Annotated in this window: 29 protein-coding genes; 15 read left to right on the forward strand and 14 right to left on the reverse strand. The window is 70.0% G+C overall.

Annotated elements, in window-relative coordinates:
• Positions 1-5: 5 nt before the first annotated feature.
• Positions 6-233, reverse strand: a complete 228-nt coding sequence (locus tag KI385_RS35135; RefSeq protein WP_238576084.1) for a hypothetical protein — start codon at positions 231-233, stop codon at positions 6-8.
• A 75-nt stretch (positions 234-308) separates the two neighbouring features.
• Between KI385_RS35135 and KI385_RS35140 the strand changes: the two genes are divergently transcribed.
• Complete coding sequence (locus KI385_RS35140) at positions 309-1355, forward strand: hypothetical protein (RefSeq protein WP_238576085.1); 1047 nt, start codon at positions 309-311, stop codon at positions 1353-1355.
• A gap of 21 nt (positions 1356-1376) precedes the next feature.
• On the opposite strand, the gene KI385_RS35145 is transcribed toward KI385_RS35140, so the two are convergent.
• From KI385_RS35145 to KI385_RS35155, 3 genes are all read right to left on the reverse strand, one after another.
• Complete coding sequence (locus KI385_RS35145) at positions 1377-1757, reverse strand: MmcQ/YjbR family DNA-binding protein (RefSeq protein WP_238576086.1); 381 nt, start codon at positions 1755-1757, stop codon at positions 1377-1379.
• 68 nt (positions 1758-1825) lie between these two features.
• Positions 1826-2386 (reverse strand): GNAT family N-acetyltransferase, encoded by a 561-nt coding sequence (locus tag KI385_RS35150; protein ID WP_238576087.1) that lies wholly within the window; start codon positions 2384-2386, stop codon positions 1826-1828.
• Positions 2387-2494: 108 nt separating this feature from the next.
• Positions 2495-3079 (reverse strand): short chain dehydrogenase, encoded by a 585-nt coding sequence (locus KI385_RS35155; protein WP_238576088.1) that lies wholly within the window; start codon positions 3077-3079, stop codon positions 2495-2497.
• A gap of 112 nt (positions 3080-3191) precedes the next feature.
• Between KI385_RS35155 and KI385_RS35160 the strand changes: the two genes are divergently transcribed.
• On the forward strand, positions 3192-4097 hold the full coding sequence (locus KI385_RS35160) for a helix-turn-helix transcriptional regulator (protein WP_238576089.1): 906 nt from the start codon (positions 3192-3194) through the stop codon (positions 4095-4097).
• Here the strand turns inward: KI385_RS35160 and KI385_RS35165 are convergent.
• From KI385_RS35165 to KI385_RS35185, 5 genes are all read right to left on the reverse strand, one after another.
• Positions 4072-4815 carry a hypothetical protein gene (locus KI385_RS35165; RefSeq protein ID WP_238576090.1) on the reverse strand — a complete coding sequence of 248 codons (744 nt, stop codon included), beginning with the start codon at positions 4813-4815 and terminating at the stop codon, positions 4072-4074. The genes KI385_RS35160 and KI385_RS35165 overlap by 26 nt on opposite strands.
• Positions 4816-5352: 537 nt before the next feature.
• A complete protein-coding gene (locus tag KI385_RS35170; RefSeq protein WP_238577984.1) occupies positions 5353-6810 on the reverse strand; it encodes a catalase in 1458 nt (485 codons plus the stop codon).
• Between the two features lie 216 nt (positions 6811-7026).
• The gene (locus KI385_RS35175; protein WP_238576091.1) at positions 7027-8157 is read right to left on the reverse strand and encodes a thiamine pyrophosphate-binding protein; all 1131 of its coding nucleotides are present in this window, start codon (positions 8155-8157) and stop codon (positions 7027-7029) included.
• Positions 8158-8161: 4 nt separating this feature from the next.
• Positions 8162-9058 (reverse strand): 2-hydroxy-3-oxopropionate reductase, encoded by an 897-nt coding sequence (locus tag KI385_RS35180; RefSeq protein WP_238576092.1) that lies wholly within the window; start codon positions 9056-9058, stop codon positions 8162-8164.
• 60 nt (positions 9059-9118) lie between these two features.
• Positions 9119-9958 carry a TIM barrel protein gene (locus tag KI385_RS35185; protein WP_238576093.1) on the reverse strand — a complete coding sequence of 280 codons (840 nt, stop codon included), beginning with the start codon at positions 9956-9958 and terminating at the stop codon, positions 9119-9121.
• Positions 9959-10094: 136 nt separating this feature from the next.
• Here KI385_RS35185 and KI385_RS35190 point away from each other — a divergent pair, with 136 nt between their 5' ends.
• The 6 genes from KI385_RS35190 (at position 10095) to pucL (ending at position 13325) form a co-directional block, all read left to right on the forward strand.
• On the forward strand, positions 10095-10364 hold the full coding sequence (locus tag KI385_RS35190) for a YkoF family thiamine-binding protein (protein WP_238576094.1): 270 nt from the start codon (positions 10095-10097) through the stop codon (positions 10362-10364).
• Entirely contained in the window at positions 10361-10759 is a 399-nt protein-coding gene (locus KI385_RS35195; protein WP_238576095.1) for a helix-turn-helix domain-containing protein, read from the forward strand. Before KI385_RS35190 ends, KI385_RS35195 begins: the two co-directional genes overlap by 4 nt.
• A 192-nt stretch (positions 10760-10951) precedes the next feature.
• The gene (locus KI385_RS35200) at positions 10952-11203 is read left to right on the forward strand and encodes a hypothetical protein (RefSeq protein WP_238576096.1); all 252 of its coding nucleotides are present in this window, start codon (positions 10952-10954) and stop codon (positions 11201-11203) included.
• A gap of 235 nt (positions 11204-11438) precedes the next feature.
• Positions 11439-11960 (forward strand): 2-oxo-4-hydroxy-4-carboxy-5-ureidoimidazoline decarboxylase, encoded by a 522-nt coding sequence (gene uraD, locus KI385_RS35205; RefSeq protein ID WP_238576097.1) that lies wholly within the window; start codon positions 11439-11441, stop codon positions 11958-11960.
• Entirely contained in the window at positions 11957-12370 is a 414-nt protein-coding gene (gene uraH, locus KI385_RS35210; protein ID WP_238576098.1) for a hydroxyisourate hydrolase, read from the forward strand. Before uraD ends, uraH begins: the two co-directional genes overlap by 4 nt.
• Before the next feature lie 7 nt (positions 12371-12377).
• Complete coding sequence (gene pucL, locus KI385_RS35215; RefSeq protein WP_238576099.1) at positions 12378-13325, forward strand: factor-independent urate hydroxylase; 948 nt, start codon at positions 12378-12380, stop codon at positions 13323-13325.
• Between the two features lie 151 nt (positions 13326-13476).
• Here pucL and KI385_RS35220 read toward each other — a convergent pair whose 3' ends face one another.
• On the reverse strand, positions 13477-14814 hold the full coding sequence (locus KI385_RS35220; RefSeq protein WP_238576100.1) for an RNA-guided endonuclease InsQ/TnpB family protein: 1338 nt from the start codon (positions 14812-14814) through the stop codon (positions 13477-13479).
• A gap of 82 nt (positions 14815-14896) precedes the next feature.
• Between KI385_RS35220 and KI385_RS35225 the strand changes: the two genes are divergently transcribed.
• Together KI385_RS35225 and KI385_RS35230 are read left to right on the forward strand one after the other, a co-directional pair.
• Positions 14897-16300, forward strand: a complete 1404-nt coding sequence (locus tag KI385_RS35225) for an 8-oxoguanine deaminase (protein WP_238576101.1) — start codon at positions 14897-14899, stop codon at positions 16298-16300.
• 296 nt (positions 16301-16596) lie between these two features.
• The gene (locus KI385_RS35230) at positions 16597-18069 is read left to right on the forward strand and encodes a nucleobase:cation symporter-2 family protein (RefSeq protein WP_238576102.1); all 1473 of its coding nucleotides are present in this window, start codon (positions 16597-16599) and stop codon (positions 18067-18069) included.
• A 92-nt stretch (positions 18070-18161) separates the two neighbouring features.
• On the opposite strand, the gene KI385_RS35235 is transcribed toward KI385_RS35230, so the two are convergent.
• Together KI385_RS35235 and KI385_RS35240 are read right to left on the reverse strand one after the other, a co-directional pair.
• Positions 18162-19034 (reverse strand): chitosanase, encoded by an 873-nt coding sequence (locus tag KI385_RS35235; RefSeq protein ID WP_238576103.1) that lies wholly within the window; start codon positions 19032-19034, stop codon positions 18162-18164.
• Between the two features lie 193 nt (positions 19035-19227).
• Complete coding sequence (locus KI385_RS35240; RefSeq protein ID WP_238576104.1) at positions 19228-19782, reverse strand: TetR/AcrR family transcriptional regulator; 555 nt, start codon at positions 19780-19782, stop codon at positions 19228-19230.
• 78 nt (positions 19783-19860) lie between these two features.
• Here KI385_RS35240 and KI385_RS35245 point away from each other — a divergent pair, with 78 nt between their 5' ends.
• From KI385_RS35245 to KI385_RS35265, 5 genes are all read left to right on the forward strand, one after another.
• Entirely contained in the window at positions 19861-20127 is a 267-nt protein-coding gene (locus tag KI385_RS35245) for a hypothetical protein (protein WP_238576105.1), read from the forward strand.
• Positions 20124-20315 (forward strand): hypothetical protein, encoded by a 192-nt coding sequence (locus KI385_RS35250; RefSeq protein ID WP_238576106.1) that lies wholly within the window; start codon positions 20124-20126, stop codon positions 20313-20315. Before KI385_RS35245 ends, KI385_RS35250 begins: the two co-directional genes overlap by 4 nt.
• 27 nt (positions 20316-20342) lie before the next feature.
• On the forward strand, positions 20343-20480 hold the full coding sequence (locus KI385_RS35255) for a hypothetical protein (RefSeq protein WP_238576107.1): 138 nt from the start codon (positions 20343-20345) through the stop codon (positions 20478-20480).
• Between the two features lie 109 nt (positions 20481-20589).
• Positions 20590-21993 carry a M20/M25/M40 family metallo-hydrolase gene (locus tag KI385_RS35260; protein ID WP_425357012.1) on the forward strand — a complete coding sequence of 468 codons (1404 nt, stop codon included), beginning with the start codon at positions 20590-20592 and terminating at the stop codon, positions 21991-21993.
• Between the two features lie 218 nt (positions 21994-22211).
• Positions 22212-22901, forward strand: coding sequence for an LPXTG cell wall anchor domain-containing protein (locus tag KI385_RS35265; RefSeq protein WP_238576108.1), 690 nt, complete (start codon positions 22212-22214; stop codon positions 22899-22901).
• Between the two features lie 54 nt (positions 22902-22955).
• On the opposite strand, the gene aceB is transcribed toward KI385_RS35265, so the two are convergent.
• The gene (gene aceB / locus KI385_RS35270) at positions 22956-24596 is read right to left on the reverse strand and encodes a malate synthase A (RefSeq protein WP_238576109.1); all 1641 of its coding nucleotides are present in this window, start codon (positions 24594-24596) and stop codon (positions 22956-22958) included.
• Between the two features lie 318 nt (positions 24597-24914).
• A complete protein-coding gene (locus tag KI385_RS35275; protein ID WP_238577986.1) occupies positions 24915-25493 on the reverse strand; it encodes a nucleotidyltransferase family protein in 579 nt (192 codons plus the stop codon).
• Positions 25494-25588 lie beyond the last annotated feature (95 nt).

Below are 25588 nucleotides of genomic sequence, written 5' to 3' on the forward strand. Positions count from 1 at the left end.
AGGGGTCAGGGCCGCTGTCCGGAGTGCACGGGGTCGTGCGGCCCGGGTGCCGCGTTCGGCACGTAGCCCGCATCGACCGGATCCGGGACCGTGGCGCGGCCGGCCGTGCCACGCCACGGGGCGAGCGGACCGGGGAGCTGCGGCGGCCACAGCGGGTCGGTGGAGCGGGCGAGTTCGGCCGGGCTCCAGCAGCGCCGGTGCGCCCCGGGCACCGGAGCGGAATGGACCCCCACGCGATTGTCAGACCCGGCAGGCAGGATGGAGGGGTGAATGAACAGCGGGGAAGCGCCGACGGGGGAATCGGGGACATGAAGATGACGGACAGTGTCGCGGAGTTGGCGGGCCGGCTCACCGGCGCGGACGCGGGTGGCTGGACGCCCGAGGGAGTGCGGGCCCTGGTCGCCGGGCTCGGCTGGACCTGGAGCGACGCCGCCAGTGGGCCGGTCATCGGCACCGGCCGTGCCGCGGGCGACGCGCGGCTGCGCCCGGTCGGAGCGATGGAGCAGCGGTACGCCGATGGTGAGGCGTATCTCGAACTGTCCGTTCCGGTGGGGCTCGCCGAACCGGACGCGGACAGCCAGGCAGCCGCCTTCCGAGCGGTGCGGGACGAACTGACCGTGGCGCTCGGCGCGGCATCGATCATGGGTGTCTACGGCAGCCTGGGACCGTTCTACGACTCCGGACCGCTGTGGGGGACGCCGTTCCTGCGCTGGCGCGACCGGCCGAACACCCTGGAACTGCGCGCCGGGAAGGCGGGCCCCGAGCTGATCCTGCAGCCCACCGACCCGGTGGAGAACTGGTTCTGGCGTCAGGGCATCGGCGAGGAGCACTCGATCACCGGCTTCTTCGGCAGCCGCAACGACCCGGCCAACGGAGGCCTGGGCTTCCCCGGCGGCTGGGACGCGCGCAGCTGGGAGACGGTGACCGGCGCGCTCGCCGACTTCCTGGGCACGCTGCCGGCCGAGACGACCGCACTGGGTACATCCGTCTCGATGCCGATCTACGGGCACCTGCCCGAGGGCGGCGCCCCGATCCTGTTCGATGTGAGCTGTCGCGACCGGCTCTCGCTCGGATGCTTCGCTCCGGACGACATCGACCCGTCCGCTCTGGGCTGGGGCACCGCCGACAACCACCCCGGAACCCGGAATGTGTGGCCCGATGACGATGACCCGCAGTGGCGCATCGACGCGGGCGGCCCCGGTGAGCCGTCGGGCCGGGCGCTGGCGGAGACGCTGGTGGCCACCGCACGCGCGGTGGGGGTGCGCACGCCCGCCGACCTGATAGTCGGCGGCGAGGCCTCGTACATGGACGCGTACCACGTGAGGTTCTACGGCCTGGGCCTGAAGACCGGCTGAGGGTGGCTGCCGCGAAAGCGCTCAGCGCTGACGTTCCCCCGGCCAGTCGAGCAACAGGCGCTGTGCGCGCGGCAGTGAGGCGACCACCAGGTCGTAGGAATCCTCGATCATGTCGAGAATCAGCCGGTCGGGGAGCTCGCCGTCCAGCGAAACGGTGTTCCAGTGGCGTTTGTTGAGGTGATAGCCCGGCACCACCTCCGGGTGCGCCGCGCGCAGCCGCTCGGCCAGCTCGGGCTCGCACTTGAGGCTCACGGTGAGCGGCACGTCCGTCAGCGTCGACAGTGCGAAGATCTTGCCGCCGACCTTGAAGGTCGACACATCCGGGTGCCGCGGGAAGGGGAATTCCTCGGTCGCGCCGTTGAAGTCCAGACAGGCGGACCGGAGAGCGTTCGCGTCGATCATCTTCACATTATGTCCGGCCCGAGCAGTGAACTGACGCTGCGTCAGATATGGGGCGGCCGGCCGGCCGGTCATGGCCCGGAGTCCGACCGGCCCGCCTCCCTCCGCATACACACCCTCGGCCAGCGGTCCAGCCCCAGCGCCGCCTCATGGGCGCGGATGGCCCGCAGCCCCGGTGTGAGTTCGGCGTCGGCGAGCACCCGGAAGCCGAGCCGGGTGTAATACGGCGCGTTCCATGGCACCTCGGCAAAGGTGGTCAGCGTCAGCGCGCCCGGACCGCTGTCCCGCTCCGCCCGGTCGATGAGGGCCCGGCCGATGCGGCGGTGGGCATGGTCAGGGTGGACCGACACCTGCTCGATATGGGTGCATCCGTCGACCGGCTCCCAGAGCAGGTAGCCGATCGGCGGCCCCGCCGTGTGCCGGTCCCGGTTCGTGCTCGTGCCCGCCGGCTCCCGCTCCTCGTACGCGGCCAGCAGCCGTCCCGCCCGCTGGAACCCCGACAGCTGCTCCAGCGACGGCGGCTCGTCGTCCGCGATCGAGGCCATGCCCAGGACGCGGAACGGCTCCCCGGCGGCTCGCTCGATATCGCGCAGTACGGGGAGTTCGGCGGCAGACGGTCCGTGGATGATCACCGGGTCAGTGTCGCCGGTTCCGCCGGGCCCGGCGACCGGTTTTCCGTCGTGTGGCTTTCCACGGACCGGAAAACCGCAGGTCCGGATGGGTCGGCACGATCAGCATGGTCACGGTTGCCGTTCTCCTGGGGGGAGAGCGTCGATGTGCTCGACGTACCGGCGGGCCACATCGGCGGCCGGTGTGCCGTCGGACGGGTCCAGGCCCATGCCGGCGAGGGTTTCGGCGATCCAGCCGGGACCGACCACATGCAGTCGCAGACCGCGTGGCATTTCGATGGCCGCGGCCCTCACGAAGGCGTCCAGGCCGGCGTTGACGAGTGCACCGAACGCCCCGCCCCGTGTGGGCTTTTCGAAGGTGCCGCTGGTGAGGACGATGGCGCCGCCGTCCCGCAGATGAGGAAGGGCGCGCCGGACCAGATGGACCTGGCCGAGGAGTTTGCCCTGCAGGCCGGCCGTGAAGTCGTCGTCCGAGGGGGAGTCCAGCGGGGTCAGTCGGCCGCTCGAGGCACAGCAGATGACGGCCTCCACCTCCCGTACGGACGCGAAGAGGGCGTCGACGGAAGTCAGGTCCTCCAGGTCGACCCGGACAGGGCCACGGCGCGCCGCGCGGACGACCTGGTGGCCGCGGTCTTCCAGTTGCCGGACCACGGCACTGCCGAGGGTGCCGGTCGCTCCGATCACGATGATCTTCATGGCGCTGATCCTGCCGTGCGGCCGCCCGTCCACCCAGCCCCCTGCTGAGGGTAGGAACGCGGTGCCCACCCCTGCCAGGTGCAGGCCGCGCGCCGCCCGGCACACTGAACGCATGGACCGGACACCGGAGTTGGGAGCGTTCCTGCGGAGCCGGCGGGCGCGGCTGTCACCGGACGAGATGGGGCTGGTCGGCCACGGCGGCCGACGGAGGGTGCCGGGCCTGCGCCGCGAGGAGCTGGCGCAGCTGGCAGGGATCAGCGTCGGCTACTACACCCGTCTGGAGCAGGGCATCGGCGGCGGCAGCGCCTCGGACGCCGTACTGGAGGCGCTGGCCCGTGTGCTGCGGCTGGACGGGACCGAGCGGGCGCATCTGTACGGGCTGGCCCGGCCGGCACATCGGCCCGCCCGCGGCGGGGAACGTCCGGAGGCGGCGGACGACGGGGAGCAACTGCGGCCGTCCGTACGGAACATGATCGAGTCGCTGGGGGACGTCCCGGCGCTGGTGCTCGGCCGGTTCGTGGACGTACTGGCCTGGAACCGGGCGGGCCATGCGCTGCTCGCCGGGCATCTGCCGTTCGACGCGCCGGAGCGCAGTGCGGCCGAGCGGCCGAACATCGCCCGGATGATGTTCCTCGATCCGCACACCCGGGCGCTGTACCCGGACCGGCAGAGCAAGCTCCGGGACACCGTGGGCGATCTGCGACTGATCGCCGGGCGCTGGCCCGACACGCCGCGGCCGGCCGGGCTGATCGCCGAACTCGGCCGGGAGAGCGCGGAGTTCGCGACGCTGTGGGCGGCGCATCCGGTGCGGACCTGCGCGACACACACCCGCGCATACCGTCACCCGGTCGTCGGGCCGCTGACGCTCACCGACGAGCTGCTGACGCTGCCGGACGACCCGGGGCAGCGGGTGGTGATCTACCACGCCGAGCCGGGCTCGCCGTCGGCCGCTGTCCTGCGGCGGCTCGCCACGACAGCCGCGGACGGCCGGCTCACCGCCCCGCCGCGCCGTACCTGATCAACTCGTCGGCCGGGTCGTTGACCGGCTGCGGGGTGCCCGTGAGATCCATGACGTACAGCGGGATGTGCAGCTCGTCGGCGCGGGCCCGGGCGTCGCGGGCATAGCCGGCCAGCGAGAAGAAGACCGCGATGGCCGAGTCGTTGAGGCCGTTGAGCCAGATGCATTCGATCTCGCGCAGCTTGGTGGAGCGGGTGGTCGGGTCGACCTGGGCGACCACGCCCGTGCCGCGCAGGTCCACGCCGGAGGCGGTGCGCTCCTGCGTCCGCGCGACATCGGCGAAGCCCAGCCACTTCAGATACTGCTCGGCGGCGGTGACACAGTCACGCGCCGTACGGATCGTGACGGGGCGGAACGCGGGCCGCAGGATGGCACGCGGAGGGTCGGCGGCCTGTGCCGGCGCGGACTTGGGGGCGGGCACGCCCAACGACGGGAAGTTCGGCTCCGGCGGGACGGGCGCGGGGACGACGGGAACCCGGACGACCGTGCCGCAGGCGCAGCCGGACTCCGGCGCCGGCCACTCGTCCTGCCGTCCGCACACCTCGCAGCGCACCTCCACCCAGGAGGCCTGCCAGGTGCGGTGCACTATCTCGACGGGCACCCCGCCGCGCAGCACGGGCATGGTCAGCGGGGCACCGCACGCGCACGGGAAGGTGGGCGGGGTGAAGGCGTTCTCGCGGCGGCACGTGGGGCACCGCACCGGCACGCTGTCGGCCATGTTCGGCTCCTGGCAGGTAGGGCGGCTGGCAGGTCGGTACTGCAGGTGTCCCCATGCTCTCTCCAAAAGCGGGCGCCGGGGGCCGAATTGCGGTGACAGGCCGGGTCAGGGGGAGAAACGAGGGGAGCCGGGGCGCATGCAGGGGCGCGTCCGAGGCGCACAAAGGGCCCCTCGCACGGTGCACGGCGCACGGGGCGCGCCTGCGTGCCCGCGACGTACACAGGGCGACGCACAAAGGGCGACGCACAAAGGCCCGGAATCCGTGGCCGTACGGATTCCGGGCCCTGCGGTGGTTCCCGTCCGACAGTGCGAGAGTTGGGCGCGACAGGACATCGCACCGTCGGACGGAGTCTGTGGGGGTCGGGGAGGAAGCGGGCTCCGCGGCGGGGGAGGCGGCTCGCCCCTCCTTATGGGGCGAGCACTGCCACCGCACTGGAATCTCCCCGCACACCGCGGAGCTCGCGCTACCTCTCCGTACCGGCCGACCACCCCTCAACGGGCCGGCCGGTACGGTCGCGCGAGGAAACCGACCTCCCGTCAGTCCTCGCGCAGCTCACGGACCTTCGCCTCGACGCGCTTGCCGTAGTCCGGGTCGGCGGCGTGGAAGTGGGCGAGGTTCTTCTCGATCACATCGTCGCGGCCGACCTGGGAGAGGCCGCCGGCGATGTTGTTCACCAGACGGTTCTTCTCGTCCTCCGACATCAGACGGTAGAGCTCACCGGCCTGGAAGAAGTCGTCGTCCTTGGTGTGCGCCGGGGCCTCGTGGGTGCCGGTGTAGCCGGAGACGGCGAGCGGGGCGGAGAGCGCCTCGTTCGTCTGGGCCGGGCCGCCGTAGGAGTTCGGCTCGTAGTTCTTGGCGTGCCGGTCGTAGCCGTTGGTGGCCATCAGACCGTCCCGGCCGTAGTTGTTGGCCTTGGTCGCCTTGGGGGCGTTCACCGGCAGCTGGGTGTGGTTGACGCCCAGGCGGTAGCGGTGCGCGTCGGCGTAGGCGAACAGCCGGCCCTGGAGCATCTTGTCCGGGGACGGGCCGATGCCGGGCACGAAGTTGTTCGGCGAGAAGGCCGACTGCTCGACCTCGGCGAAGACGTTGTCCGGGTTGCGGTCCAGGACCAGACGGCCGACCCGCTGCAGCGGGTAGTCGCTGTGCGGCCACACCTTGGTCAGGTCGAACGGGTTGAAGCGGTAGTTCGCCGCCTCGGCCGCCGGCATGATCTGCACATACAGCGTCCAGGACGGGTAGACACCGCGCTCGATGGACTGCAGCAGGTCGGTCTGGTGCGAGTTGGGGTCCTTGCCCGCCAGCTCGGCGCCCTGCTCGCTGCTCAGGCAGCGGATGCCCTGGTTCGTCTTGAAGTGGTACTTGACGAAGAAGGCTTCACCCTCGGCGTTCGTCCACTGGTACGTGTGCGAGCCGTAGCCGTTCATGTGGCGGTAGGAGGCCGGGATACCGCGGTCGCCCATGAGCCAGGTGATCTGGTGGGTGGCCTCGGGGGCGTGCGCCCAGAAGTCCCAGACGTTGTCCGGCTCCTGCTTGCCCGTGAAGGGGTCGCGCTTCTGCGAGTGGATGAAGTCGGGGAACTTGATCGGGTCCTTGATGAAGAACACCGGGGTGTTGTTGCCGACGAGGTCGTAGTTACCCTCTGCGGTGTAGAACTTCAGGGCGAAGCCACGCGGGTCACGGGCCGCGTCCGGGCCACCGAGGTTGTCGGCGACGGTCGAGAAACGGATGAACGTCTCGGTCCGCTTGCCGACGGTGTTCAGGAAGTCGGCGCGGGTGAAGCCGGTGACGTCGTCGGTCACCTCGAAGTAGCCGTACGCGCCGGAGCCGCGGGCGTGCACGACACGCTCCGGGATGCGCTCGCGGTTGAAGCGCGCGAGCTTCTCCAGCAGGTGCTGGTCCTGGAGGATGATCGGGCCGCCGACGCCGGCGGTTGAGGAGTTCTGGTTGTCGGCGACCGGGGCGCCAGCCTCCGTAGTGAGAACGCGCGCCGTCAGCGTGGGCTTCGACATGGTGACCTTCCGTACGAGAGCGCGGAAGTTGGCTTCCGCATGTCGGAGCGTAAGAAGCGCTCCGACCAAACGTCAACAGTTTGTTGAAACAAACCTGGGGGGTGTGCGGGTGGGTATTCCGGACGGCGGCCACGCCTGGGCGCGACAGGACAGGTGTCGGCGCGGCCACCGCCCGGAAGCTTGCGGAGAGTGCCTTTGGGGTCACCCCGGGCCGGGCTGATCCCAAGGCATGCCCTGGGCGACCCGGACCTCTATGAGGACCGGTCGTCGTGTCGAGAAGGCTTCCTTGCGGGCCCACTCGGCCGCCGAGCGGAGCTCCGTCGGATCGACGACGTCACGGCCTGCGCAGCCGTACGCCTCGACGAGCTTCACGTGGTCCGTGAAGTCCGCGTGGTGGTCGAGTGGGGTGAGCATGATCAGTACGAACGGCACCTCATACTGGGCCGCGGCCGCCAGCTCCTCGGCCATGAACGGGAATCCATGCCCGTCGATGACCGCCACCACCTCCGCGCCCCGCTGGCCCCGGGCATCCAGCGCCTTGCGGACGCCGATCGCGGCGGGTACCTCCCAGCCCGGAGGGCCGCTGCGGGCGCAGGCGCCCGCAGCGCCGCCGACGACATACGCGTCCGCCCCGAAGAGCTCGGCGATCTCCGCCAGGGGCCCGGGCCCCGGGACGCGCAGGCGGCCGAGATCCGCGTGGTCGGCGCGGCCCGCCGCGACGGGCGGTCGCACCGCTCCACCACGTACGGACCGTGCGGGCCGGAAACCGGCCGAGGGCTCCTGCCCGGGGTCGTACGCGATCTCCACCGCGGCCAGATCGGCCGGGACATCGATCAGCACCGGGCCGGGGCGGCCCTCCCGCGCGATCCGGAACGCCTCGCGAAAGGCCCCTGGAATCCGCGCCGGATCCTCGATCCGCTCGGCGCGCTTGGTGACCGGAGCGGCCAGCCGGAGCAGATCCGGCGGCCGGTAGGCCTCGTGGCGCGGCGGGCCGGCCGGCCGGAGTGGGCCGGCCCCCGCCCGACCGGTGATGCACACCAGCGGGACCGCGTCCTGCTGGGCCGCGTACAGCCCGGTGATCAGCCGCGCCGCCCCCGGGCCCGCGGCCACCGCGGCGACACCGGCCTTCCCGCTCGTACGTGCCCAGCCGTCAGCCATATGCGTGGCGGCCTCTTCATGGCGCACCGACAGATGCTCGATGCCGCCGGCCTCCTCCATCGCCGCGTACAGCGGGAGGAGGGCGGCACCCGGGCAGCCGAAGGCGATATCGACGCCCTCGTCCTTCATGATCTGGACGGCCGCCCGTATTGCGGGAATCCGCTGCGCCGCCATGGACTCAGCTTTCGGTGGTGTGTCCGGAGAGGCGTTCGACGCCGCGTAGGAGGGCGGAGTGGTCGAGGCTGCCGTCGCCTTGGGCGCGGAGGGAGGCGACGAGGCTTGCGACGAGGGTGCCGACGGGGAGGGCGGCGCCGACGGTGCGGGCGGCGTCGGTGACGATGCCCATGTCCTTGTGGTGGAGGTCGATGCGGAAGCCGGGCTTGAAGTCGCGGTGGGTGAAGTTGTCCTTCTTGCGGGTAAGGACGGTGGAGCCGGCCAGGCCGCCGCCCAGGACGTCGAGGGCGGCGGGGAGGTCGACGCCGGACTTTTCCAGGAAGACGACGGCTTCGGCGCAGGCTTGGATGTTGATGGCGACGATGAGTTGGTTGGCGGCCTTGACGGTTTGTCCGGAGCCGTGGGGGCCGCACAGGACGATGGTTTTGCCCAGGGCGTTCAGGATCGGGTGGGCGGCGTCGAAGTCGGTTTGTTGGCCGCCGACCATGATGGACAGGACGGCTTCGATGGCGCCGGCTTCGCCGCCGGAGACGGGGGCGTCCAGGACGCGGATGCCCTGGTCGCCGGCTGCTGTGGCCAGGTCGATGGAGGTCTGCGGGGTGATCGAGGACATGTCGATCAGCAGCGCGCCTTGTTTGGCGTTGGCCAGGATGCCGTCGGGTCCGTAGGCGATGGCCTCGACCTGGGGGGAGGCGGGGACCATGGTGATGATGACGTCGGCGTCGCGGACGGCCTCGGCGATCGAGCCGGCCGCGGTTCCGCCGTTCTTGGCGAGGCGTTCCAGCTTGTCGGCCTCCAAGGTGTAGCCGGTGACGGAGTAGCCGGCCTTGATCAGGTTCTCGGCCATGGGGGAGCCCATGATGCCCAGACCGATCCACGCGATCTTGGGGAGATTGCTCATAGGGTGCCTCTTTCACACTCAAAGTCATGCGGGCGACGCAAGGGCCCGGGGCTGCTGGGGTCAGTTGGCGGCGCGCTGGGAGGCCGGGAGCCAGGCGAAGGCACCGGCGCTGGGGCCGTTGCCGGGCTTGTATTCCAGGCCGATCCAGCCGTCGTAGCCGTTCTTCTTCAGCCGGCCCAGCAGCGCGGTGAAGTCCAGCGAGCCACTGCCGGGGGCGCCGCGGCCGGGGTTGTCGGCGATCTGCACATGCGCGGTCTTGGCGGTGTAGCGGTCGATGACCTCGTCGAGGTCCTCGCCGTTCATCGACAGGTGGTAGAGGTCCATCAGGAAGCGGGCGTTGTCCAGCCCCGTCGCCGCGTTCACCGCATCGACGACCTCGATGGCCTTGGGAGCCGAGACGAGGGGGCACTTGGGTGACTCGGGCGCATTGAGCGCCTCGATCAGCAGCGTCCCGCCCACCTCGCCCACCGCCCGCGCGGCAAAGACCAGGTTCTCCAGTGCCAGCGCGTCCTGCTCAGCCGCCGAGACACCCTCGACGCGGTTGCCGTAGAGCGCGTTGAAGGTCGTGCACCCCAGCGACTTCGCGAACTCGATCGCCACCGGCACATTCGCCCGGAACCGCTCCGACTCCCGACCCGGAACCGACAGGGCGCCGCGGTCGGGCCCCGGCAGCTGACCGGCGTAGAAATTCAGCCCCACCAGCCGCACCCCGGCATCGTTGAGCGCGGAACGCAGCGCGTCCAGCTCCGCCTGCTCCACAACCGGGGCATCCACCCACGGCCACCACAGCTCCACCGCCGTGAAACCCGCCGCCCGCGCGGCCGCCGGCCGCTCCAGCAACGGAAGCTCGGTGAACAGGATCGACAGATTGACGTTGAAGCGCGTGTCCGTGAAACCCATAAGGGCCGGCGCTCCTTCCGGATAGTGGAACTGTTTTTCTGCTTAATGGAACACTGCCTGGCGGGCTCGGAGGCTGTCAAGAGGGCCTCAGGGCAATTTCTGGTGGCCGGGCCGAACCGCGCGTAGGTTGAGCGGCGTGCGATTGAGAGTGGAGTTCACGACGGAACCGTTCGACCTGGACGAGGCGCCGGCGCATGCGGTGGTGGCGCGGGAGATCGTCACGGGCGCCGAGCTGGACGCCGTCGACGTCGGTCCGTTCGGCAATACGGCCGAGGGCGACGCCGATCAGGTGCTCGGCGCGGTGGCCGCCCTGCTGCGCGAATCGCTGCAGGCCGGCGCCACCCGGGTATCCCTGCAGGTCAATGTGATCGGGGAAGCCAAGCGGGACGAGGGGGACCTGACGTGACGGAGCCCGCCGACCACCCGTTCGTCCAGGCGGTCAAGCCGCTGGTGGACGCGATGGGCGGACAGATGGTCGCGCCGGACCTGGCCCAGGGCGACGATGTCGTGCTGGCCTGGGAGGGGCAGGACCGGGTGGCCGTACGGCTCCCGCATCTGTCGGATTCGCTCGACCACATCCTCGCCGAGCTGGAGCGCCGGCACGGCATGCCGCTGGCGGACCTGGACCGCAAGACGAAGCAGTCGGTGGTGCGGATTCTGGAGACCCGCGGCGCCTTCTCGGTCCGGCACGGCGTGGAGACGGTCGCGGGCGCCCTCGGCGTCAGCCGCTTCACCGTCTACAACTACCTGAACCGGGAGAACGCCGCGAAGGACACGAACGCACAGGCGGAAGGCGCGTAGGCGGTCAGGGGCACGGCCGGGCAGCTCCCCGGGCAGGCGGCCGCCCCCTCCTGGGGCCGGCCGCCTCGCCGTTTCCCGAATGGCTGAGCGGGGGTGCGAGGTGTACCGGGGCGCCGGAGACTGGCCGGGTCCGGCGCCGGTCGACAAGTGGCCGGGTCGGCGTCCCGAGGAGCAGCAGGGAGTGGGGTCGCGATGGCATCGGTGCAGGAGTCTCCTTGCGAGATGATGCGACGGGTGGCGAAGGAGCAGAAGGCGGAGATTCGGCGTACCGAGAAGTTGATCGATGAGCTCAAGGGGAAGATCGGTGTCCTTGAGCAGCAGCCGAATCCGGATCCCGCGGCGATCGCGGCGCTTCGGCAAGCGGTGGAAGGCCTCGAGAAGAAGCTGGAGGACGACCGCCTCGCCCTCTCGACGCTGGAGGACGTGATCACCGAGAACTGCTGACGGCCCGTCCTTGTGCCGCCCGAGCCTCCTGGGCCGGGAGAATGCGACGAACGGTGCCAACCGGAGCGAAGCGTCCGCAGTCGCTGGTCCCGGCCCCGAAGCCGCCGTCCGGAATCCCCGGACGGCGGCTTTTGCGTTGCCGAGTTTTCAACAAAGTGTTGACGTGATGTTGCCGGGGGTCTTAGCTGTTTCCAGCCAAGCAGAGCTGTCCAGCACCAGGCCACGGAGGCTTCCCGTGTCTTCGAGTTCGTTCCCGGGGCTCACCCGGTTCAACACCGCCGACGACAGTACGGCAGCGGCCGCACTGCACGAGGTGTGTGCCAGCCGGGCGTGGGGGAGCAAGATACTCGCCCGGCGCCCCTACGCCACCACCGACGCCCTGTTCGCCGCGAGCGACGCCGCCATGGCCGAGCTGAGCGCGGAGGACCTGGCCGAGGCGATGGCCGGGCACCCGCCCATCGGCCGGCCGAAGCCCGGCGATCCGACCTCGAACCGCGAGCAGAGCGGGATGGCCGGCGCCTCCGACGAGCTCAAGGCGGAGATGCTCGAACTCAACCTGGCCTACCAGGAGAAGTTCGGCCACGTCTTCCTGATCTGCGCCTCCGGCCGTACCGGGGAGCAGATGCGCGACGCGGTCCGTAACAGGATCGACAACACGCCGGAACAGGAACGAGAGATCGTTCGCGTGGAGCTCGGCAAGATCAACCGCATTCGCCTGACCCGTATCGCGGAAAACGCAGAAGGAGACGCAGCATGAGCAGGGAGACGGCCGCACCGACGTCGGTGTCCACGCACATCCTGGACACCAGCGTGGGCCGCCCCGCGGAGGGCGTCGCCCTCACGCTCTCGGTGCGCTCCGGCAGCGACGGCGCCTGGACCGCCCACGGCGCGTCCAAGACCGACGCGGACGGACGCTGCAAGGACCTGCCGGCCCTGCCGGAAGGCACCACCCATGTGCGCCTCGACTTCGCGGTCGAGGAGTACTTCGGTTCACATCAGCACAGCACTCACCAGCAAGCCGAGGAACAGCAGGACGCCCCCCGCGTAAGGGACAGCGGAGCCTTCTTCCCGGAGGTGGCAATCACCTTTGCCGTCAAGCCGGGCGAGCACTACCACGTACCGCTGCTGCTCAACCCGTTCGGCTACTCCGTATACCGAGGGAGCTAGCACCGACATGACTGCCCATTCCCGCCCGGCCCGCCCGGTGATTCTCGGCCAGAACCAGTATGGCAAAGCGGAAAACCGCGTCGTCAAGATCACCCGCGATGGCGACACCCACCACATCAAGGACCTGAACGTCTCCGTCGCCCTCTCCGGCGATCTGGAAGAGGTCCATCTCTCCGGCTCCAACGCCCACTGCCTGCCCACGGACACGACCAAGAACACCGTGTACGCCTTCGCCAAGGAGTACGGGATCGAGTCGGCCGAGCAGTTCGGCATCCACCTGGCCCGGCACTTCGTGACCAGCCAGGAGCCGATCCACCGGGCCCGTATCCGCATCGAGGAGTACGCCTGGGAGCGGATCGCCACCTCCGACGCCAACTCCAAGTTCATCGGCTCGGACGAGGTCAAGCACTCCTTCGTCCGCCAGGGCCAGGAGACCCGCCTGACCGAGATCACCTACGACGGTGAGCAGTGGCAGGTCATCTCCGGTCTGAAGGACCTCGTGGTGATGAACTCCACCAACTCGGAGTTCTGGGGCTACATCAAGGACCAGTACACGACCCTGAAGGAGGCGTACGACCGCATCCTCGCCACTCAGGTATCCAGCCGCTGGCGGTTCAACTGGACCGACGACGAGCAGCGGATGCCCAACTGGGAGCGTTCGTACGAGCAGGTGAAGAAGCACATGCTGCACGCCTTCGCCGAGACCTACAGCCTCTCGCTCCAGCAGACCCTGTACCAAATGGGTTCCCGCATCATCAACAACCGCTCCGAGATCGACGAGGTGCGGTTCTCCCTCCCGAACAAGCATCACTTCCTGGTGGACCTGGAGCCGTTCGGGCTGAAGAACGACAACGAGGTCTACTACGCGGCGGACCGCCCGTACGGCCTGATCGAAGCCACTGTTCTGCGCGACGGTGTCGAGCCCAAGATCCCCGTGGATCTGACGAACCTCTGACGGCTCCTGACGACGCGCCGTGTCTCGCTTCCCCCTCTCCTCCCCGCAGTTGGGAGGGGGAAGAAGGAACCGAGGGGAACGACCGATGGCACATCACCCGCACGCGGCGAGACATCCTGTTTGTCGGCGCAACCGAATCCGAATCCGGCACTCAAATCCCTTGACCATTCTCGCCCCGGTGAACGGAAACGATTCCCTTCGGCTGCCCGCAGGTAGCCCGTCGGGTTTCACGCGTACGTCTTCGGCTTGGGGCCGGGACTCGCACCGTGGGGGTGCTGCGCGTGCTCTTGATGACCGAGCCACTGATCCGGCGGGCTCGGTCCTCGATTTCGACCGAGGCGTTGTGGTCTGCGTCGTCTTCCCAGCCGCACCACACACAGCGGAACAGGCGCCCGCAGCCGGGCCGGGAGTCCGTATCGACCCTCCCACAGGCAGGATTGCCGCAGGTATCGGAGGTGTGGATGGCGGGCACGACTCGCAGCTCGGCCCCGTACAGCCGGCACGCGTACTCCAGCTGCCGCTTTCTTTCCCCTGGAGCGTTGTCCAGGATGCTGCGATTAAGTCTTGCCTTCTGTCGCACATTCTTGCCCGGTTTGCCGACCGTGCCTTCAGCGCTCTTGGCCATGCCTTTCACACGCAGGTTCTCGATTCCGACGAAGCCGTGGTTTTGGGCGAGGTCGGTGGTGAGCTTGTGTGTGAAGTCGGAACGCCGGTTTGTCTGCTGCGTGCGGAGACGGGCGATCTGCGTGCTTGTCCGGCGCAGCCGGTTGCCGTACTTCCCTCCGTTGTGCTTCTCGGCGTACCTGATCTGGCGTGCCTTGCGCTGCTCCAGAGCCTTGAGCCGTTTACGCTCGTTGTCGGTCAGGGTCGGTGGCATCTTCCGCGGTTTCGTCTCGGTAGAAACGTACGCGGAGGCGGCCACGCCGAAGTCCACCCCGCACCCGGGCCTGCCGTTCGGACTATCCGGCTTGCGTCCGGTGTACATGCCGAAAGAGATGTGCCATCCGTTCCCGTCTCGGGAGACGGTGGCGTTCCGGACTGTCCCGCCGAGGGCGCGGGAGAGGCGGAAGCGGACCCATCCCAGCTTGGGCAGGCGGACTTCGGCCCATTTGCGGTTCAGTTTGCGGACCTCCACGGCTTGCCCCGGGAACGGGATCGACATCCGGTGTCCGCGCTTCTTGAACGCTGGGAAGGCGGCCGGATGGTCCGGATTCCAGAAGTTGTCATACGCCCGGTCGAGGTTGCGGAGGATTTGCTGCCCGGCCTGCGCCGGCAACTCGGCGATCCAGGTCAACTCGGCCCGTGCCCCGGTCAGATACCGGCACTGCTCGACTGCCCGCAGCGTGCAACCGCGCTGCACGTACGCATAGATCTGCTGGTACAGCGCGATATTCCACAGGGCACGACAGGTATGCCCCCACCCCGTCAGGACCGTTTCCTGCTCCGGAGTGGGGTACAGCCGGTACCTGCGTCCCACGTCCGCCTTCACACCTGCACCGTAACCCCAGCCACTGACAACGCCTCACTTGGCGATACCGCGGCGCCCCGCACCGAAAGAACGAGGAAGCACCATGGCAGCACCGGCAACCCCTGACAGCGCGGTGAAGCAGCGCATCGTCATCGAGAACTGTGCCATCGCGACCGTCGACGCCAACGACACCGAATACGCCACCGGCCATGTGGTGGTCGCCGACAACCTCATCGAGTCGGTGGGCGCCGGCAAGGCCCCCGAGGGCCTGGCGAACGTCGTCCGCCGGATCGACGGCACGGGACACCTGGTCACCCCGGGCCTGATCAACACTCATCACCACTTCTACCAGTGGATCACCCGCGGTCTGGCCACCGACCACAATCTGTTCAACTGGCTGGTCGCGCTGTACCCGACCTGGGCCCGTATCGACGCCCCGATGCTCGCCGCGGCCACCCAGGGCTCGCTGGGGATGATGGTCAAGGGCGGTGTCACCACCGCCTCCGACCACCACTACGTCTTCCCCAAGGGCTCCGGCGACCTCGTCGCCGCCGAGCTGGCGGCGGCCGCCGAGATCGGCGCCCGGATCACCCTGGCCCGCGGCTCGATGGACCGCAGCGAGAAGGACGGCGGGCTGCCTCCGGACTTCGCCGTCGAGACCACCGAGGGCGCCCTGCTGGCGACCGAAGAGGCCATCGACAAGCACCACGACGCCTCCTTCGGCTCGATGGTGCACATCGCCGCCGCGCCCTGTTCGCCGTTCTCCGTCTCCACCGAACTCATGCGGGAGGGCGCCAAGTTGGCCCGCCGCAAGGGCGTACGCATGCACACCCACGGCTCGGAGACCGTGGAGGAGGAGAAGTTCTGCCATGAGCTGTTCGGCATGGGCCCGACCGACTACTTCGAGTCGACCGGCTGGCTCGGTGACGATGTGTGGATGGCGCACTGCGTCCATATGAACGACTCCGACATCGCCGCCTTCGCCCGTACGGGTACGGGCGTGGCCCACTGCCCCTCGTCGAACGCGCGGTTGGCGGCCGGTATCGCCCGCGTCCCCGACATGCTCGCGGCCGGCGTCCCGGTCGGCCTGGGCGTGGACGGCACCGCCTCCAACGAGTCCGGCGAACTCCACACCGAGCTGCGCAACGCCCTGCTGATCAACCGTCTCGGCGCCCACAAGGAAGCCGCCCTCAACGCCCGTAAGGCGCTGCGGCTCGGCACCTACGGCGGCGCGCAGGTCCTCGGCCGGACCGCCGAGATCGGCTCGCTGGAGGCCGGCAAGCTCGCCGACCTCGTGCTGTGGAAGCTGGACGGCCTCGGCCACTCCTCCATCGCCGACCCGGTCACCGCGCTGGTGTTTGGGGCGGCAGCGCCGGTCAGCCTCTCCCTCGTCGGCGGCAAGCCGGTCGTCGAGGACAACCACCTCACCAACATCGACGAGGACGCCATCGCCCGCACCGCGCGGGCCGAGGCACAGCGTCTGGCCCGTATCGCCGCCGAGGGCTGACCCCCACGGCGCGGCACCACGCGGCCGACGCAACCCCTGACTCGGCCGGGAGGGACGGCTCCCGGCCGAGCTTGTGGATCCGAGCGGGATCCACAAGCGCCGGACCCCGGGGGTGCGGGATCTTCTCGTACCCCCGGGCCGGCCGGCTCCCCGCCGCCGTCCATGCGCCACAAGCGCGACCCGTACCACCACGCTCACCAGCGCGACTTCCGGCACCACCGCACCACATCGCACGCCCTCCGTGACAGCCTCGCTCCGTCGGTCCCGACGGGGCAGAAATCGACAGGAGGCCCGCAGTGGCCGCAAGTACCGGGCAGAAGTCGGAGGGGGACCGGAAGCATCCGGTCGACGACACCCTCCCGCCCTTCAAGATGTTCACCAGCGGCCTCCAGCACGTGGCCGCGATGTATGCGGGTGTGGTGGCCCCGCCGATGATCGTGGGGCCGGCCTGCGGGCTGAGCGCCACCGAGACCGCCTTCCTGATGGGCGCCAGCCTCTTCACGGCAGGCATCGCCACCCTCCTCCAGACGCTCGGCTTCTGGAAGGTCGGCGCGAAGCTCCCCTTCGTCAACGGCGTCTCGTTCGCCGGTGTCACACCGATGGTCGCCATCGGCAAGGCGCAGAGCCCCGACAACGCGCTGCCGATCATCTTCGGCGCGGTGATCGTCGCCGGTGTGCTCGGCTTCTTCGTCGCCCCCTACTTCTCCAAGCTCGTACGGTTCTTCCCGCCGGTGGTCACCGGCACCGTCATCACCCTGATCGGTGTCTCCCTGCTTCCGGTGGCGTTCAACTGGTCCCAGGGCGGCAACCCGACGGCAGCGGACTACGGTTCGCTGACGAATATCGCGATGGCCGGGGTGACGTTCCTGATCGTGCTGGTGCTGCGCCGGGTGCTGCGCGGCTTCCTCCAGCAGATCGCGATCCTGCTCGGCCTGATCGCCGGCACCCTGATCGCGATACCCGTCGGCATCACCCACTTCTCCGCCCTCACCGAAGCGGATCTGATCGGCTTCCCGACGCCGTTCCACTTCGGCGCCCCGCAGTTCGACATCGCCGCGATCATCTCGATGTGCATCGTGATGCTGGTCTGTATGACCGAGTCGACCGCCGACATGCTCGCCCTCGGCAAGATCGTCGACCGTCCGGCGGACGAGCGCACCATTGAGGGCGGACTGCGTGCCGACACCCTCGGCAGTGCCCTCAGCCCGGTGTTCAACGGCTTCGCCAACAGCGCCTTCGCGCAGAACATCGGCCTGGTCGCGATGACCAAGGTGCGCAGCCGCTATGTCGTGGCCACCAGCGGTCTGATCCTGATCGTGCTGGGCCTGTGCCCGGTGGCCGCCTCGGTCATCTCGCTGGTCCCGCTGCCGGTCCTGGGCGGCGCCGGCATCGTGCTCTTCGGCTCGGTGGCCGCCAGCGGCATCCAGACGCTGGCCTCCGCGGCGATGGAGAAGGGCGACAACGCGCTGATCGTCGCGGCCGCCGTCGGCATCGGTCTGATCCCGATCGCCGCGCCGGACTTCTACCACAACCTCCCCAAGGACCTGCTGGTCGTCCTCGACTCCGGCATCAGCACCGGCTGTCTGGTCGCCATCGTCCTCAACCTCGCCTTCAACCACTTCGGCAGGAAGAACGCCGATGAGAGTGCAGGCGAGGGGGCGGACCGTGCACCGGACGCCGACGGCCATGGCGATGCGGCGATCCCGCAGCAGCCCGACCGGGGCACCGTCGATGACGCCGGCGAGCCCGCGGCGGCGCCCGCGCACTGACGCCAGGACGTGGCAACGGCCCGTAGGGGAGCGGCAACTGCCGTTCCTGTACGGGCCGTTGGGTCTTTCGGCGGCCGGAGCCTGCTGCTTCCTCAGCCGATGTGGTAGCTCTCGCCGTACACCTTCCAGCTCAGCGGCGTGTGCAGATCGAGGTTCCCGTTCTTCAGGAACACCCGCTGGGCGGTGTCCACCCGGCTGGTGTCCTCGTGTGCCTCCTCCTGCTTCATCGCCCAGACCCGGGCGTCGAGGAAGGCGTTGAGGTAGGCCTTCTCGTCGCCGCCCTGGGCCGGCGGCTTCGCCTTGGCCAGCGCCCGCTTGCGGATGCTGGAGAAGCTGGTCTTGTCATCGCCGTCACCGTGCATCACGATCGCGTCGTAGTACGCGAACTGGCCCAGCACACCGATGCCGTCGGCCTTGCCCTGCTTGACCGCCGGGTTGAAGTAGACCCGGTCCCGCTCGTCGTTCTGGGCCTTCTGGAACGCGGGGTCCTGGCCGGCCTTCTTCCAGTCCTTGGTGTAGTTGGGGTCCAGGCCCTCGTGCGAGGGGCTGCCGTCCACCTTGCGCAGCGCGGGGAGGTACTTGGCCAGGACATTGCCGGGCTTGCGCTTGGTGTAGAGCTCGACGAGTTCGAGCATGTCGTGCGTACCGGAGGTGAAGCCGATGATGCCGCCGGTGTAGCCGCGGTCGTCGTCGATGTCCTCGATGTACCCGTACTTGGCCTTCCAGTCCAGCGAGGAGTTCTCCGCGCTGCAGACCAGCTTCATGGCGATCTCCTTCTTCGCCGGGTCGTCGAGACCGGTCGCGGCCGGTGCGGCGTGCGGCGCGGAGTGAGCGGTGGCCGGGGCGGGGCCTGCCGTGCCGGCCGTGGTGGCGACGGCGGTGGTCGGCACGGCGAGCAGGGCGAGGCCCAGGGCGACGCGGGTCGCGGTCTTCGGCAGGGCACTGGCTATCGACCGGGTGCGCATGGAGTCAGTCCTCCAGTTCGGAGCGAGCCGTGGGGGGTTCCCCAATCGTTAGGAAGCTTTCCTACCAGACTTGGGAAGTGACGTATACCCGTCAGGCGCCCCTGAACCGGCCTGTCCCGGCGGGTCGTTGGGGTGCGGCCGGGCGTGCGGGCGCGTCTTTGTGTCGTGTCGTACCCCCTCGACCTGCGGGGACTCAGTCCAGCACCCCGCGCAGCAGCTCGCGGATACCCGGACCCGGGTCGAAGTCCTCGGTGGGGAAGGCGAGTTGATGGAAGGTGACGCCGTCCATGTAGTCGAAGAGGATCTCGCAGTGCCGGCGCGGTGCCGGCGAGCCGAAGCGCCGCAGCCATGTCGCTCCCCAGCCGACGACGGCCTCGCGGCCCCGGGTGAGGGTCGGGCGGAGTTCGGGCCGGGACATGGACTCCAGATAGAGGGCGAACCGGGCGGCGGTCCGGGCCCGCTCCGGGCCGGTCGCGTACACCAGGAACCGGGTGACCGCGTCGGCGAGTTCACCGGCATCGGCCGGCGCGGCCTCCGCGGCGAAGTTCTCCCAGTCGCGGCGCTCCAGCATCTGGAGATGGTCGACGATGCCGTCGATCAGGGCCGCCCGATTGCGGAAGTAGTTGGACGTGGTGCCGGACGGGACCCCCGCCGCGGCGTCCACGGCCTGATAGGTCAGCCGCCGCGCCCCCTCGCTCCCCAGTACCTGAATCCCCGCGTCCAGTACCTGCTCCCGCCGCCGTGCCACTCCGGGTGCCCTTCTTGCCGCGTCCGCTCTTACTATGTTTGTAGTGTCGATCCACTATGAACATAGTAGCGTGCGGTCATGGCCCCGAAACAGCGCACGGCGGCCGTCGTCGGCGGCGGCATCGGCGGGCTCGCCCTCCTGTGCGGAGCGGCAGGGGAGGGGGCGGTCGCCTTCGGCGAACGCATCGCGGACATCCGCTCGCTGGACGGCTCGTACGACGTGGTGGTCGCGGCCGACGGCCTCAACAGCGCCGCCCGTACGGCACTGTTCGGCCCCGTTGTCGCGCCCGGTACGTCGGCGCCTCCTCCTGGCGCGGCACGGTCGACGGCGAGACCGGGAGCGTGACCGAGGCCTGGGGCGAGGGCCTGCGCTTCGGCGTCACGCCGACCCCCGGCGGCCGCACCAACTGGTTCGCCTGCGCCGTCACGCCGGAGGGGCGGCGTGACCCGGGCCGTGAAGTCGCCACGCTGCGGGCGTGGTTCGGCCACTGGCACACCGGAGTACGCGACATCGTGGACCGGCTGACCGGCTGACCGGCTGACCGGCTGACCGATCCCGAGGTGCTGCACCTGGACCTCTACCACCTCGATCCGCCGCTGCCCGGCTACGTGAACCGTATGGCGCATGCCCGGCGGCTGACCGGGCTGCGGAACGCCGCGATGCGGACCGCGATCGCGGTGGGCGGTCCGCCGGCCTGAGCGTCGCCGCGTGCGCCGTCATCTGTAACGCTTTGCCCGATATGCTGCATTGGTTCTGAAAGTGAGTCAATGTGTGCGCACCGACGGCGCCACGGAGAGGGGTCCCGCGGTGAGCCAGGAAGCCAACGACCCGGACCGGCATCGAACCGGCGCGTCCGCCGCCGCTCTGGAGAACACCGTCGACGCACTCATGGACGGGGTGTGCGCCGACCTCAAGCGGCTCGCCGCCATCCCCTCGATCGCCTTCCCCGGCTTCTCGCCCGAACCGGTCCTCCAGGCCCGCGACCTCATCGTCGCCCTCCTCAGGGACGCCGGCGTGGCCGACATCGGGGAGCTGAACCTCCCCGGCACCGCCCCCGTCATCACCGGCGCCGTCCCTCCGCCCACCCCGGACGCCCCCACCGTCCTGCTCTACGGCCACTACGACGTCCAGCCGCCGGGCGACGAGCGGCTCTGGACGTCCCCGCCCTTCGAACCCACCGACATCGAGGGCGGCATCCGCGCCCGTGGCATCGCCGACGACAAGTCCAACCTCATGGTCCACATCGGCGCGCTCCGTGCCTACGGCGGTCGCCCGCCGGTCGGCATCAGGATCATCTTCGAGGGTCAGGAGGAGTGCGGCAGCGCCTTCGACGACTACCCGCCCACCGACCCCGATCTGTTCGCCTGCGACGCGATGATCATCGCCGACACCGGCAACATCCGTCCCGGCACCCCCACCCTCACCACCGCGCTGCGCGGCTCCGCCGTGGTCTTCGTCGAGGTCCGCACTCTCAACGCCGCCGTCCACAGCGGGGAGTACGGCGGCGCCGCCCCTGACGCCCTGCTCGTCCTCCTCAAGGCCCTCGCGACCCTGCACGACGTCCACGGCGATGTCGCCGTGGAGGGCCTGCGCCGCGAACCCTGGAGCGGCACCGCCCTCACCGACGACGAGTTCCGTGAACTGGCCGGCATCCCCCACGGCACGCCGCTGATCGGCACCGGCGGCCTCGGCGAACGACTGTGGAGCGGCCCCGCGCTCACCGTCATCGGCCTGGACGCACCGCCCGTCGACCGGGCCGCCTCCGCCGTCGTCCCGCACGCCCGCGCCAAACTCAACCTCCGCGTACACCCCCAACAGGACCCCAGGGAGGCGCAGGGCGCCCTCGTCCGCCACCTCCAGCGCCTCCGCCCGTTCGGCATTCCGCTCACCGTCACCCCCGGCGACGCGGGCCCCGGCTACGAAGCCGCCACCGACGGCCCCGCCTACCGCGCCGCCCGCACCGCACTGCGCCGCGGCTGGGGCGCCGACCCCGTCCACGCCGCGACCGGCGGCTCCATCCCCCTGGTCAACGGCCTGGCCAAGGCCGTGCCGGACGCCGAGATCCTGCTCTTCGGCGCCGAGGACAACCTCTGCAACCTGCACGGCCCCGACGAACGGGTGCTGCTGTCCGAACTACGCGGCGCACTGATCGCCGAGACGGCCTTCCTGGCCGAGTACGCGGCCACATACCGCGCCGGAGCCACCCCATGACGGCCCCTCGGCCCGCGGCTTCCGCACCACGGGCACATGGGCGAGCCGGCACCGGATGGTCCGGAGGAGACCCTGTTCCCAATCGTTATGCGGGACCAATGGGGCAAGCGATGCGCTATATGGCATAAGGGTTTTGAGGTCTCTTGACGGACTCGTGAGGTCGCAGGAAGCTGAGCCGCCCCCCACGGCGACCCTCCTCTTTCACCGTTGGACTGCCCATGCGCCCGCTTGTTTCCGCAGGTACGGTCACGGCCACCGTGGCCGTGGCCCTGCTGCTCACCCCTTCCGCTTACGCCGCCGCCCCCGGCGACAACGGCACCGTGAAGATCCACGACGCCACGACCGGTGAGGAGCTCCGTAAGAACGAGCCCCACGTGTGCACCTTCTATCTCGATGCCTTCGGTTTCGACGGCGGCCAGGAGGTCGACTGGCACATCGAGGCCTGGGCCCCGACCGCCGACGTCAAGGGCGATACCGTGAAGTCCGGTTCGCTGACGCTCGACGGCGAGGGGCATGGCCGTTCGCAGGACCTGTCCCTGCCCGACGGCCACTACAAGCTGTTCTGGAACTTCGACGGCGAACACGGCCGCGCCAAGCACAAGGTCTTCTGGACCGACTGCGAGGACAACGCCCAGCCGGGCGGCGGCAAGCCGTCGGCGTCCGCCACCCCGTCCGGCCCGGCGCAGCCGACCGCGGCGCCCACGTCGTCCGCCCCCGCGGGCACCGCCCCGACGTCCCCGGCTTCGGCATCCTCCCCCTCGTCGTCACCGTCCGCGCAAGGCGCCGGCGACCTCGCCGAGACCGGCAACGGCGCGCCCGTCGGCCTGCTGTCCACGGCGGCCGCCGCGCTCGTCGCGGCCGGCGGCTACCTGGTGTTCCGCCGCCGCAAGGCACAGCAGCAGCACTGACACACCTGTGCCCCCGTGCTCCGTACGGGCACGGGGGCACAGTCGTGCGTGGCCTCAGCCCAGCAGCTCGTACGCGGGCAGCGTCAGGAACTCCGCGTAGTCCGCGTCCAGCGCGACCTTCAGCAGCAGGTCGTGGGCCTGCTGCCACTTGCCGGAGGTGAAGGCGTCCTCGCCGACCTCGGTGCGGATGGCGGCGAGTTGTTCCGCGGCGATCTTGCGCACCAGGTCCGCGGTGGCTCTTTCGCCTTGGTGTTCCCCGTTTTCGAAGACGACGCCGGCGTCGACCCACTGCCAGATCTGGGAGCGGGAGATCTCGGCGGTGGCGGCGTCCTCCATGAGGCCGAAGATGGCGACGGCGCCCAGGCCGCGCAGCCAGGCCTCGATGTAGCGGGTGCCGACCTGGACGGCGTCGATCAGGCCCTGGTAGGTGGGCTTGGCGTCGAGGGTGTCGATGGCGATGAGGTCGGCGGCCGAGACCGAGACGTCCTCGCGGAGGCGGTCCTTCTGGTGGGGCTTGTCGCCGAGGACCGCGTCGAAGGAGGTGCGGGCGACCGGGACCAGGTCGGGGTGGGCGACCCAGGAGCCGTCGAAGCCGTCGCCGGCCTCGCGGTCCTTGTCGTTCTTGACCTTGGCGAGGGCCTTCTCGTTGGCCTCGGGGTCACGGCGGTTGGGGATGAAGGCCGCCATGCCGCCGATGGCGTGTGCGCCGCGCTTGTGGCACGTACGGACGAGGAGCTCGGTGTACGCGCGCATGAAGGGGGCCGTCATCGTCACCGCGTTGCGGTCGGGGAGGACGAACTTGGCGCCGCCGTCACGGAAGTTCTTGACGATGGAGAAGAGGTAGTCCCAGCGGCCGGCGTTCAGGCCCGAGGCATGGTCGCGCAGCTCGTAGAGGATCTCCTCCATCTCGTAGGCCGCGGTGATGGTCTCGATCAGGATCGTGGCGCGGACGGTGCCCTGAGGGATGCCGACGTAGTCCTGGGCGAAGACGAAGATGTCGTTCCACAGGCGCGCTTCGAGGTGCGACTCGGTCTTCGGGAGGTAGAAGTACGGGCCCTTGCCGAGGGAGAGCAGGCGCTTCGCGTTGTGGAAGAAGTAGAGGCCGAAGTCGACCAGGGCGCCGGGGACCGGGCGGCCCTCGAACTGCAGGTGCCGCTCCTCCAGATGCCAGCCGCGCGGGCGCATCACGACGGTCGCGAGCTCCTCGGCGGGCTTGAGGGCGTAGGACTTGCCGGACCCGGCGTCGGTGAAGTCGATCCGGCGCTCGTAGGCGTCGATCAGGTTGAGCTGGCCCGTGACGACGTTCTCCCAGGTGGGGGCGGAGGCGTCCTCGAAGTCGGCGAGCCAGACCTTGGCGCCGGAGTTGAGCGCGTTGATGGTCATCTTGCGGTCGGTGGGGCCGGTGATCTCGACCCGGCGGTCGTTGAGCGCGGCGGGCGCCTCGGCCACCTTCCAGCTGTCGTCCGCGCGGATCCGCGCGGTCTCCGGGAGGAAGTCCAGGGTGCTGGTCCGGGCGATCTCGGCACGGCGCTCGGCGCGGCGGGTGAGCAGTTCGTCGCGGCGCGGGGTGAAGCGGCGGTGAAGCTCGGCGACGAAGGCGAGCGCGGCGTCGGTGAGGACCTCGCCCTGTCGTTCGGGGGTGTGGGCGGGGTCGACTTCGACGATGGCCAGCGGGGACGGCGCTGGTGCGGACATGAGCTGTCACTCCATTCAGCGGCGGTGCCTGGCGGCCGCCGGGCCACCGGGCGGCACGGGGTGCCGCGGGCTCCGAGATACGGTCGCGGGCGCCGTCTGGGTTCAGGGCGCTTCTGACCAGTGGAGACTAGTTTCCTTATCGCGGAACTTCAATGGTTTGTTGATGTCGAGATTCTCCGGGTCGACACAAGTGCTGATCGAATGGCTCTCGGTGCCACGCCCGTCACTCTCGATGACTCCGGCCGGCAGCGGGGCGGGCCGCCGGCGGGGGAGTTCGCCAGGCGGTCGGTCGGTCGGCCGGCGCCGGGCGCCCGTGCGTCATTCCAGGCGGTGCAGGTCCTCCGGCGTGTCGATGTCGTACGGCTCGGCGATGTCCGCGCACTCGACGAGGGTGAGGGCGTCCGTGTGCCGCTGGAGGTAGTCGCGTGCGCCGCGGTCGCCCTCCGCGGCCGCCGCGATGTCCGCCCAGCGGTCGGCGCCGAAGAGGACCGGGTGGCCGCGCCGGCCGTCGTACGCCGCGGAGACGAGCGATCCGCGACCCTCGTACGCGGCCACCACCCGCGCCACCGCCGCGGCACCGATACCCGGCTGGTCCACCAGGGACACCACGACCGCGTCCGCCCCCGAGCCGGCCAGCGCGGAGAGACCCACGCGCAGCGAGGAGCCCATGCCCTGTGCCCAGTCCGGGTTTTGCGAGGTGCGGTACGCCGACAGGTCGGCCCGTTCGCGTACGGAATCGGCGGCCGCGCCCAGCACGATGTGCACGGGTCGGCAGCCGCCGTCCCTCAGGACCCGTGCGGCGTGCTCGACCAGGGGCCGTCCCCGGTGGTCGAGCAGTGCCTTGGGTCGTCCCCCCAGGCGCCGCCCGCCGCCCGCGGCGAGCAGCAGGCCGGCCACCGTCCCCTCGGGCCGTCCGGTTGTTCTCGGTGCTGTCGGTGTGGTGGGTGGTGTCGGTGCCATGGGGACTGCTTACCTCATGGCACCTTGGTGTC

The organism is Streptomyces inhibens (assembly GCF_022221585.1).
Lineage (GTDB): Bacteria > Actinomycetota > Actinomycetes > Streptomycetales > Streptomycetaceae > Streptomyces > Streptomyces inhibens.